Source organism: Longimicrobium sp., from assembly GCF_036554565.1.
Classification (GTDB): domain Bacteria; phylum Gemmatimonadota; class Gemmatimonadetes; order Longimicrobiales; family Longimicrobiaceae; genus Longimicrobium.
This window is the reverse complement of sequence record NZ_DATBNB010000011.1, coordinates 1-11,355: the sequence shown is the minus strand read 5'-3', so window position 1 is coordinate 11,355 and position 11,355 is coordinate 1. Positions and strand designations below refer to the sequence as shown.

The following is an 11,355-nucleotide window of genomic DNA, read 5'->3' as shown; positions in this document are numbered from 1 at the left end:
GCGTCCAGCTCGGCGTACGTCCACCGCTCGCGCGGGTCCTCCACCACCAGCGCGTGCGGCGTCTCCATCGCACGCGCGGCGAACAGTTCGTGCACGGCGCCGCGCCACGTATCGTCCAGCGGGGCGGCCGGGTCGGGAAGGACGCCGCGCGCCGCTTCCGTCGCCAGCGGCAGCGCGCCGACGCGGGTTTCCGGCGCGGCCGCGGCCTGGCGGAGCACGCCTTCCAGCTGCGCCAGGAACTCGCGCATCCGCGGCGCGTCGAACAGGTCGGCGGCGTACACCAGGGTGACGAAGATTCTCCCGTCCCCCTCCCCCACGTACAGCGTGAGGTCGAACTTGCTGGCCGCGTCGCCGATAGAGCCGGCCCCCGCAACCTCCAGCCCCTCGCCGCGGACGGCGCCGTCCTGGAAGTTCATCAGGTTGAGCATCACCTGGAACACGGGGGCGTGCGCCATGCTGCGCTCGGGACGCACCTCCTCCAGCACCCGCTCGAAGGGAACGTCCTGGTGCGCGTACGCTTCGAGCGTGCTTTCGCGCACCCGGCCCAGCAGCTCGCGGAAGGTCGGGTCGCCCGAAAGGTCGGCCCGGAGCGCCAGGGAATTGAGGAACAGGCCCACCATCCGCTCGGTTTCCGCCCGCGTCCGCCCGGCGATGGGCGTGCCGACCACGACGTCCTCCTGCCCGGCCAGGCGTCCCAGCACCACGTCCAGTGCGGCGAGGAGCACCATGAACAGCGTGGCCCCCTCGCGGCGCGCCAGCGCGTGCACCTCCGCCGCCAGCGCGGGCTCGATGAGCAGGCGCTCCACCTCGCCGCGGTGCGACTCCACCGGCGGCCGGGGACGGTCCGTCGGCAGCTCCAGGAGCGCCGGAGCGCCGTCCAGCGCCTGCCGCCAGAACTCCACCTGCCGCTCCAGCGCGGCGCCGGACAGGCGCTCACGCTGCCAGACCGCGTAGTCCGCGTACTGCAGCACCGGCTCCGGCAGCGGCGACGGTTCCCCGCGCGCAAAGGCGCCGTAGAGCGCGGAGATCTCCTCGCGCAGCACCCCCAGCGACCACCCGTCGCCGACTGCGTGGTGGATGTTGAGGAGGAGGAAGTGCTCGTCGTCGGCCACGTGGACGAGCGATGCACGGAAGAGCGGCCCGCGCGCCACGTCGAAGCGGTGCCGCGAGGCTTCGGCCGTCAGCCGGCCGGCCTCCGCCCGCCGCTCGTCCACGGACAGGTGCCGCAGGTCGGTGACGGGCAGGTCGAACTCGGCCGGGGGCGGGGAGATCCGCTGCACGGGAACGCCGTCCACGGCCGGGAGCGTCGTGCGCAGCGGTTCGTGGCGGCGCACCAGCTCGCCCAGCGCGCGGCGGAGCGCGTCGTCGTCCAGCGCCCCGGTGATGCGGTACGAGAACGGGATGGCGTACACCGGGCTTCCCGGGTCCAGCGCGTCCACGAACCAGAGCCGCTCCTGCGCGAACGTCACCGGCAGGTCGCCGTCGCGCGGGGCGCGGGCGATGGCGTCGGGGCCGGCGGCCGCGCCGCTGCCGCGCAGGCGGTCGACCTCGGCCGCCAGCCCGGAAAGGACCGGCCGCTCGAAGAGGGCGCGGAGCGGGAGCTCCACGCCAAAGACCTGGTGCACGCGCGCGGCGACGCGGGTGGCGAGCAGCGAGTGCCCGCCCAGGTCGAAGAATCGGTCCTCGAGGCCCACCCGCTCCAGCCGCAGCACCTCTGCCCAGATCCCCGCCAGCACCTCTTCGGTCGGCGTCCGCGGTGCCACGTACGTCTCCTCCGACGACGCGAGCTCCGGCGCCGGCAGCGCCTTGCGGTCCAGCTTTCCGTTGGGGTTCAGCGGCAGCGCGTCCAGCGCCACGAACGCGGACGGCACCATGTACTCCGGCAGGCTCCGCCGCAGGTGCTCGCGCAGTGCCTCCGCGTCCGCTTCGCCCACGACGTACGCCACCAGCCGCGTTTCGCCAGTCTCCGCGCGCACCATCACCACGCAGTCGGCCACGCGCTCGTGCTGGCGCAGCACGGCCTCGATCTCGCCGGGTTCGATCCGGAAGCCGCGGATCTTCACCTGCGCATCCATGCGCCCCAGGAAGTCCAGGACCGCGGTGCCCGTCCCATCCACCCACCGCCCCCGGTCGCCGGTGCGGTACATCCGCGCTCCCGGGACGGAGGCGAAGGGATCGGGAACGAAGCGCTCGGCCGTCATCCCCGGCTGGTTCAGGTAGCCGCGCGCCACGCCCGTCCCTGCGATGCACAGCTCCCCCGGCACCCCCACCGGCTGCGGGCCCAGGGCGCCGTCCAGCACGTACACGCGCGTGCCGGCGATCGGCGCGCCCACGGGAATGCGCCCCGACACACCCTGCACCTCGTGCGCGGTGGCCCACACCGTCGCCTCCGTGGGGCCGTAGAGGTTCACGATGCCGGCGGAAACGACGGAGCCGAGCTCCCCGACCAGATCCGGCGGAAGCGGCTCGGCACCCAGGAGCAGGCGCTCGACGCCGGCCAGCCCCTCTACCCCCGACTCCGCCAGCAGCATTCGCAGCAGCGACGGGGTGCACTGCAGGTGGGTGACGCCGTGCCGGCGGATTCGCCGCGCGAGCGCCCCCGGCTCTGCCCGCGCCCGCTCGAAATCAGGATGAAGCACCACCCGGAAGCCGCGCGCCAGCGTCCAGAACAGCTCCGTGATGGAGGCGTCGAAGCCGATCCGCGAAACCGCCAGCCACGTTCCCGGCGCCGTGCCCCCCACGTGGGCGTCCATCGCGGCGATCAGCGCCACCACGTTGGCGTGCGTCACCACCACGCCCTTGGGGCGCCCGGTGGAGCCGGAGGTGTAGATAACGTACGCCGCGTTCGCGGGAACGACGGAGCTCCGGGACGCCTCCCCGGCATCCCCCTCGATGCCCTCCGCGGCATCGTCCACCAGGACGATCCGGACGCCCTCGCCGGCCAGGAGCTCGCGGAGCGACGGCTGCGTCACCACGAGCGGGGCCCCCGCATCAGCCAGCATGTACGCCAGCCGGCCGCCGGGATAGCCGGGGTCCAGCGGAAGGTACGCGGCTCCCGTCTTGAGCACCGCCAGGATGGCGACCATCATCTCCGGCCCGCGCTCCAGGCAGACCCCCACCCGCACCTCGGGGCCCGCGCCCAGCCGGGCGAGATGGGCCGCCAGGCGGGTGGCGCGCGCCTCCAGCGCGCCGTAGGTGAGCGACGTGTCCTCGAACACCACCGCTTCGGCGTCGGGGGTCCGCTCCGCCTGCGCCGCGATCAGCGCGTGCAGAAGCCCCTCGCCAGGGGGGGCCGCCTCCGCGCCGCTCCACGTTTGCAGGACGCTGCGGCGCTCCGTGTCGTCCAGCAGCGGCAGCGCGGAAAGGCGCGTGTCCGGGTCGGCGGCCAGGAGCGCCAGCACCCGCTCCAGGTGGCCGGCCATCCGGCGGGCGGTCGCCTCGTCGAAGAGGTCCGTAGCGTACTCCAGCGAGCCGGTAAGGCCGCGTGCGTCGCTCCGCAGGACGAGGGTGAGGTCTACCTGCGTGGACTCCGTCTGTCCGCTCGTGAACGGCGCCGGCCCGTTCGCGCCCTCGGCGGGGGCGGGGGCGGAAGCGGCCGAGGGCTCCGGCGGCGGCGTGCCCACGCCGGCGGGGGCGGGCGCGACCTCGTCGAGCAGGAACAGCACCTGGAAGAGCGCGGAGTGGCTGAGGCTGCGCTGGGGGCTCAGCTCGGCCACCACCCGCTCGAACGGCACCTCCTGGTTCTGGTACGCGTCGAGCGCCATCTCGCGCACACGATCCACCACCGTGCGAAAGGTGGGGTCGCCGGAAAGGTCGGTGCGCAGCACCAGGGTGTTCACGAAGATGCCGATCAGCCCCTCGACCTCGCGGCGCGAACGCCCCGATACGGCGATGCCCACCGAGACGTCGTCCGTCCCGGCATACCGGGCCAGCAGCACCTGGAAGGTCCCCAGCAGCACCATGTGCAGCGTGGCGCCCTGCACGTTCGCCAGCGCGCGCAGGCGGTCCAGCACCGCGATCGGCGCCTCCAGCGGCACCTGCGAGCCGCGGAAGGAGGGGACCGGCGTCCGCGGCCGGTCCGCCGGCAGCTCCAGCAGCTCCGGGGCGCCCCCCAGCTGGCGCCTCCAGTACGCCAGCTGGCGCTCCGCCGCCGCCGGCGGCTGTGAACGCTGCCAGGCGGCGTAGTCGGCGTACTGCACGGGGAGCGGCGGCAGGGGCGAGTCCCACCCCTGCCGGTACGCGTCGTACAGCACGGCCAGCTCGCGCAGGAACACCCCCAGGCTCCACGCGTCGCTGATGATGTGGTGCATCCCCACCAGCAGCACGTGGTCCTGCGCATCCAGCCGCAGGAGCGACGCGCGGAAGACGGGGCCGTCCGACAGGTCGAAGGGGCGCGCCCGCTCGCCGGCGAGACGCGCCTGCGCCTGCGCCTCGCGCTCCGCGGGTGGCAGGGCGGACAGGTCCTCCACCGGCAACGCGTACCCGGTGAAGGGGGCCACCACCTGGGCCGGAACGCCGTTCACCTCGCGAAAGGTGGTGCGGAGCACGTCGTGCCGGCGTACCACCTCGCCCAGGGCGCGCTCCAGCACCGCCGCGTCGAAGGCGCCGGGGAGCCGCAGGGCCGTCACCAGGTTGTACGCCGTCATCCCCGGGTACATCCGGTCGATGAACCAGAGCCGCTCCTGCGCGTGCGAGAGGGGCGCGTCCCCCGCCTGCGCGCGGGGAACGATGGGCGCCTCCTGGTAGCGGCCACGCAGGCGGGCCTCGCGCAGCGCGCGCTTGGCCGGGGAAAGCTCGGAAAGCTGCGTCATCGTACCCCTTCGGTGGCCGCCTCGAGGGCGCCGCCCACCCCCGCGAGGGCCGACTCGGCCTCCTCGTCGCTCATCTCCTCCAGCTCCAGGAGGATCGCCTCGTCCACCAGCTCGGCGAGCCCGGCGACGGTGGGCGCCTCGAAGATCGCGCGCAGGGGAAGATCCACCTGGAAGACCTCGCGCACCCGGCCAAGGACCTGCAGCCCCAGCAGGGAGTGCCCGCCCAGCTCGAAGAAGGAATCGCGCGTGCCGACCTCCCGGATCCCCAGCAGCTCGCGGAAGATCCCGGCGAGGAGCTCCTCGGCCTCGCCGGTGGGCTCCAGGTACTCGTTCGCCAGGGCGGGGCGCGCGTGCAGCCCCTCCTGCGCAGCGGCCTGCCCGCCCTCGGCCGGGGCGGAGGCGGCGCGGCGCGGGGTGCGGAAGCGCTCCAGCCGCGCGTGCAGGTCCTGGGGAGAGACCACCACCCGCGGCTCACCGGCCAGGGCGGCCAGCGTTTCGAACACCCGGACCCCTTCGGCGCGGGGGATCGCCCCCTCGGCAAGGGCCGCGGAGCTGCCTTCCTCCTCCCAGCGGTCCCAGTTCACGCTCGTCCAGCGCCGCCCCTGGGCCGCGCAGCGCTCGGCCCAGGCATCGCCCAGCACGAACGCCGCCGTGGTCGCCGCCAGCCCCGACCCGCCGAAGACCGAGAAGATGGAGTTCTGCAGGAGGAGGAAGTCGAGCGGAAGCCCGGCCGTGGCAGCTTCCAGCGCGGCCAGCTCGCGCGCCAGGCGGGACAGCTCCAGCCCGGCCGCGGCGGAGCGCGCCTCGGCCAGCGGGGCGGAGTCGCCTCCCGCGCCCTGGGTGGCGTGCACCACGCCGTGCAGCGTCCCGAACGCCTCCACGGCCGCCGCCACCGCGCCTCGCAGCGCCCCGGCGTCGCGGGGGTCGGCGCGCAGGACCAGGGGCTCGCACCCCCGCGCCTCGGCGGCCCTGATCCCCCGCAGCGTCTGGCCGGCGGCGCCCCCGCCTCCGGGGGAGGCCAGGACGGCGTCCCACGCCTCGCGCTCCGGGAAGGAAGGGGGCACCACCACGGCCAAGCGGGCCCCCACCCCCGCCAGGTGCTCGGCCAGGACCCCGGTGCCCGCGGGCATTCCCCCGGAGATGAGGTAGGCCCCTCCGGGGCGGAGGGCCGCGTCGCCCGCGCCGGCGGGCGCCGCCTCGTAGCGCAGCACCCAGCGCCGCGATCCCCGCAGCGCCACGTCCGTATCCGCGGCATCGCCGTCGGCCTCGGCCAGGAGCTGCTCCACCAGGCGCTCGTCGCCGGGCGCGCCGGGGCGTACGTCCACCGTGCGGCAGACAACGTGGGGCAGCTCCTGCGGAAGGGCCAGGCAGGCGCCCAGCACGGTGGCGCGCTCGGGGCGCACGTCCTCGCCGCCGGCCACGTCGCGCACCCCCTCGGTGGCCACCAGGAGCCGGAACGGCCCCTCGCTGGCCTCGCGGGCGAAGGTCGCCGCCAGGGCGGAGACGGTGGCGTACCCGCGCGCGTGTGCCCGGGCGAACGCCTCCGGACCCTCCCCGCCCTCCGGGTCCATCCCCCAGAGGACGATCACCCGCCGGGGACGGACCCCCGCCACCTGCAGGGTGTCACGCAGCGCGGCCAGGTCTTCCGCGGAGCCCGGGCGCACCGTGTAGCCGCGGTCGCCCGCACGGGCGAAGCCGTCGCCGGCTTCCGCCACCGCCACCGTGTGCCCCAGGCTTTCCAGCCGCCCCGCCAGCCGCCCGCCGATCCCCAGGCCGTCCGCCAGCACCAGCCACTCCGCGGGCTCCGCCAGGGGCCGACCGGGGAGCGCGGCGCGCCGCCAGGCCGGAAGGTACATCCACCCCGCCGGGCCGGACCGCCGTTCCGCGGCCGCTCCCCCGCGGCCCCCGGGGGCGGGCCCGGAGCCCGGCTCCACCCAGTAGCGCTCACGTTCGAACGGGTAGGTGGGGAGCGCCACGCGCCGCAGCCGCTCGTGCGCGTGCACGGCCTCCCAGTCCACCGATGCCCCCGCGGCCCAGAGCCGGCCGGCCGCGCCCAGGAGGTAGGCGTCGTCGGGGTGGCTCTCGAAGCGGTGGCGGAGGGCGACCACCAGCGAAGCCGGGGTGTCGCCCCAGCAGTCCACCTGCAGGGCCAGCCCGCCCACCGTGTTCCCGGGGCCCACCTCCAGGAGAAGGCGGAAGCCGTCGCGGGCGATGGTCTCCACCCCGTCGGAAAAGAGGACGGTCTGCACCAGGTGCCGCGTCCAGTACTCCGGGTCGGTGGCCTCCTCGGGGCGGATCCACCCCCCCGTCACGTTGCTGGCGAAGGGGATGGCGGGCGGGGAAAGGCGCACCCCGCGCAGGAGCTCCGCGAGGCGCTCCGCCACCGGCACCATCATCGGCGAGTGGTAGGCGTGCCGGGCGGGAAGCCGCCGCACGGACACCCCGGCCGCCGTCATCTCGGCCTGCAGCGCGTCTACCGCCGCCTTGGGGCCGGAGACCACGCTGATCCACCAGGCGTTGTGGGCGCCGATCGCGATGCCGTCGCGGAGGTAGGGGGCCGCCTTCTCCTTCGGGAAGGGAAGCCCCATCATCCCCCCGGGGGGCGTCTCCTCGATCAGCCGGGCCCGCTCGGCCACCAGCATCAGGGCGTCTTCCAGCGACCAGACCCCCGCCACCGTGGCCGCCACGTACTCGCCCAGCGAGTGGCCGATCATCGCCTCGGGGTGCACCCCCCAGCTCATCCAGAGCACCGCCAGGGCGTACTCGGTGACGAAGAGCGCCGGCTGGGCCAGCCGGGTGCTGTCCAGGAGCCCCATGTCGTCGTCGCGGCCGGCGCGCCCCAGCAGGGCGCGCAGGTCCAGCCCGCCGGGCTCGTCGGCCGCCGGCGCCGGCTCGTCGGCGGGGTACAGGGCCTCGCGCAGGTCCATCCCCAGCCAGGGCCGCAGGATCTCGGCGCAGCGGTCCACCGTTTCGCGGAACAGGGGCTCGGTCTCGTACAGGCCCTTCCCCATCCCCGGGTAGTGGTTGCCCAGGCCGGGGAATACGAAGGTGACGGGCTGCGCGCCCTCGGGCGGGGCCGCGTCGAAGATGTGCCCGGGGGAGCGCTTCTCCAGCGCGCGGGCGGCGCCTTCGCTGTCGCGGGCCACCAGGGTGCGGCGGTGCGCGAACGACTTGCGCCCGGTCTGCAGCGTCCAGGCGACGTCGGCCAGCTCCTGCTCCGGGTGGGCGCGCAGGTGCGCCGCCAGCCGGTCGGTGGCCGCCTCGAGCGCGGCCGGGGTGCGGGCGGACAGGGGAAGGACGTGCCATGCCCGGGCCGGGGCCGAAGGCGGCCGCGGGGGCGCCTCCTGCAGCACCACGTGCACGTTGGTCCCCCCGATCCCCAGCGACGTGACCCCGGCGCGCCGGGGCTGGCCGCCGCCGCCCGGGAAGGGGACGAGGCCGGTGTTGACGAAGAAGGGCGAGCCGGCGAAGTCGATCTGCGGGTTGGCCTCGGTGAAGTGCAGGGTGGGCGGGATCTCGCCGTGCTCCAGGGCGAGCACCGCCTTGACGAACCCCGCCACCCCCGCCGCGGCGTCCAGGTGGCCGACGTTGGTCTTGACCGACCCCAGGGCGCAGTACTCCGTGCGCCCCACGTCTCCGAACGCCCGGGTGAGGGCGGCCACCTCCACGGGGTCGCCCAGCTCGGTGCCGCTCCCGTGCGCCTCCACGTACCCCATGGTTTCCGGGTCCACCCCGGCCAGCGCCAGCGCCTCTTCCACGACCTCGGCCTGCCCCTCGACGCTGGGGGCGGTGAAGCCCACCTTCTGCGCGCCGTCGTTGTTCATGGCGGAGCCCAGGATCACCGCGCGCACCGGGTCGCCGTCGGCCAGGGCGTCTTCCAGCCGGCGCAGGACCACCACCCCGAGCCCGCTTCCGCCGACGGTGCCGGCCGCGCGGGTGTCGAAGGCGCGGCAGTACCCGTCGGGCGACATGATCCCCCCCGGGCTGTACCGGTGTCCCCGCTGGAAGCCGAGCCCCACGCCCCCCGCCACGGCCAGGTCGCACTCGCCGGACGCGAGCGCCTGGCAGGCCAGGTGGATGGCGGCCAGCCCCGTGGAGCACGCCGTCTGCACGTTCACCGCGGCCCCGCGCAGGTCCAGCTTGTAGGCGGCGCGCGAGGCCAGGAAGGTGCGTTCGTTCAGGAGCTCCAGCGCGAAGTGGCCGGCGGACTCCACCACGTCGGGGCGGCTGAGGAGGTGCAGGGCCAGGTACCGGCTCCCCGACGCCCCTGCGTAGACCGCCACGGCTTCCCGCTCGCTCCCCGGAACGTGGCCGGCGTTCTCCAGCGCCTCCCAGGCGGCCTCCAGGAACAGGCGCTGCTGCGGGTCCAGCAGCTCCGCGTCGCGCGGGCTGAAGCCGAAGAAGGCGGCGTCGAAGCGGTCGATCCCTTCCAGCACCCCCACGGCGCGCACGAGCGCGGGATCGGTGTCGCCCTCTTCCGCGTCGAAGAAGGTGATGGAGTGCACGCCGTCGCGCAGGTTTTCCCAGAACCGCTCCACGTCGGCCGCGCCCGGGAAGCGCCCCGCCATCCCGATCACCGCCACGGCCCCGATTGGATCGCTCATGAATCGTCTCCCTTGAGTGTCGCTCCCACGCTCGCACCTGCCCCCTGTCCCGCCCGCGCCCGGCGGATGGCGGCGCGGTCGCGCCCCCGCCGCCTGCGGCCCTCCGCGCCCGCCTGCCCCCGCCCGGCGCCCTCTTCCCCGCCCTCCAGGTGCTCGGCCAGCGCCGACACCGTGGAAAAGCGGAAGAGGTCGGCGATGGGAACTGTCCGGTCCAGCGTTTCGCGGAGGCGCGCCTGCACCTTCACGAGCTGCAGGGAGTGCCCGCCCAGGTCGAAGAAATTCTCCTTCACCCCCACCCGGGCGCACCCCAGCACCTCGGCCCAAATTTCCGCCAGCGCCGCCTCCAGGGGCCGGCGCGGCCGCGCGTAGCCCGCTTCGGCGGACACCGGCTCCGGCGCCGGCAGCGCCCCGCGGTTCAGCTTGCCGTTCGGCGTGCGCGGCAGCTGCTCCAGCGCCACGAACGCCGCCGGCACCATGTACTCCGGCAGGCTGCGCCGCAGGTGCCCGCGCAGCACCTCGGCCCGCGCTTCGCCCACCAGGTACGCGACCAGCCGCTGCTCGCCCGCCTCGGCGCGTGCCACCACCACGCAGTCGGAAACGCCTTCGTGCCCGCGCAGCACCGCCTCGATCTCGCCCGGCTCCACGCGGAAGCCGCGCACCTTCACCTGGTGGTCCAGCCTCCCCAGGTACTCCAGCGTTCCGTCCGCCTTGCGCCGGACGCGGTCGCCCGTGCGGTACATCCGCCCGCCGGCCTCGACCGAGAACGGGTCGGGAAGGTAGCGCTCGGCCGTGAGCCCCGGCCGCCCCAGGTAGCCGCGCGTCACCCCCCTGCCCCCCAGGTACAGCTCGCCCGTCACCCCCACCGGCATCGGCTTCAGCGCGGCATCGGCCACGTACGCCCGCGAGTTGGAGAGCACGCGTCCGATGGTCACCGGGCCTGCCGGCCGGCGGAGCGCGTACGTGCTGAACGTGGTGTCTTCGGAGGGGCCGTACAGGTCGTAGACCCGTTCCACCCCCTGCGCGTACAGCGCATCCACCAGCTCCGCCCGCAGCGGCTCGCCCCCCAGGTTCACCGTTTTCACCCCGGGCGGGATCCCCCCGCTCTTCAGCAGCGCCGCGGCGGCGGAGGGCACCGTGTCCAGGAGCCGCACCTGGTCCGCCAGCGCCGAGTGCGGCAGGGCGAGCGCGTTCTCCACCACGATCACGCGACCGCCCCGGGTGAGCGGCGCGAAGAGCTCGAAAACCGACATGTCGAAGGTGATGGACGTCGACGCCAGCATCCCCCCGAGCTCCTCGGCGGAGTAGACGCTCCACGCCCACGCCAGCATGGCCACGGCGCTCTCGTGCTCGATGGCGACGCTCTTGGGAATGCCGGTGGATCCGGAGGTGTAGATCAGGTACGCCAGGTTCCGGGGCGAAACGCGGCTCGCCAGGTTCTCCGCGCTCCCGGCCGCGACCTCCGCCCGCGCCTCTTCCTGGACCACGACGTGGACGCCGGGCCCGACGGCGAACAGGCCGCGCAGCTTTTCCTGCGTGAGCAGCACCGAGGCGGCGGAGTCGGCCGACAGGAACGCCAGCCGCTCGGCCGAGTACGCGGGGTCCAGCGGCACGTAGGCGCCCCCGGCCTTGAGCACGGCCAGGAGGGATACGACCATCTCCACGCCGCGCTCCAGGCAGATCCCGACCCGCACCTCGGGCCCCACGCCCAAACGGGCGAGATGGTGCGCCAGCCGGTTCGCCCGCTCGTTCAGCGCCCGGTAGGTGAGCGCATCCGCCTCGTGGACGACGGCGACCGCATCGGGCGTCCGCTCCGCCTGCGCCTGGAACAGCTCGTGGATGCAGCGGTCCGCCGGGTACTCGGCCTCGGTGCGATTCCACTCATCCAGCACCAGGGCCCGCTCCGCCTGGCCCAGCAGCTCCAGCCGCGAAAGCCGCACGTC

3 protein-coding genes are annotated in these 11,355 nt (G+C 74.8%); all 3 read right to left on the bottom strand.

All coding sequences use genetic code 11. From position 1 onward, the window contains the following. On the bottom strand, positions 1 to 4,811 hold a 4,811-nt coding region (locus VIB55_RS00375), incomplete at its 3' end, for an amino acid adenylation domain-containing protein (RefSeq protein ID WP_331874672.1). Beyond that, positions 4,808 to 9,415, bottom strand: coding sequence for a type I polyketide synthase (locus VIB55_RS00370; protein WP_331874671.1), 4,608 nt, complete (start codon positions 9,413 to 9,415; stop codon positions 4,808 to 4,810). The genes VIB55_RS00370 and VIB55_RS00375, both read right to left, overlap by 4 nt. Then, positions 9,412 to 11,355, bottom strand: a 1,944-nt coding sequence (locus VIB55_RS00365; protein ID WP_331874670.1) for an amino acid adenylation domain-containing protein, incomplete at its 5' end; no start/stop codon positions are given. The genes VIB55_RS00370 and VIB55_RS00365, both read right to left, overlap by 4 nt.

Excerpts from the sequence above, each read along its gene's own strand:
- VIB55_RS00370 (WP_331874671.1), bottom strand. The coding sequence starts at position 9,415 with ATGAGCGATCCAATCGGGGCCGTGGCGGTGATCGGGATGGCGGGGCGC.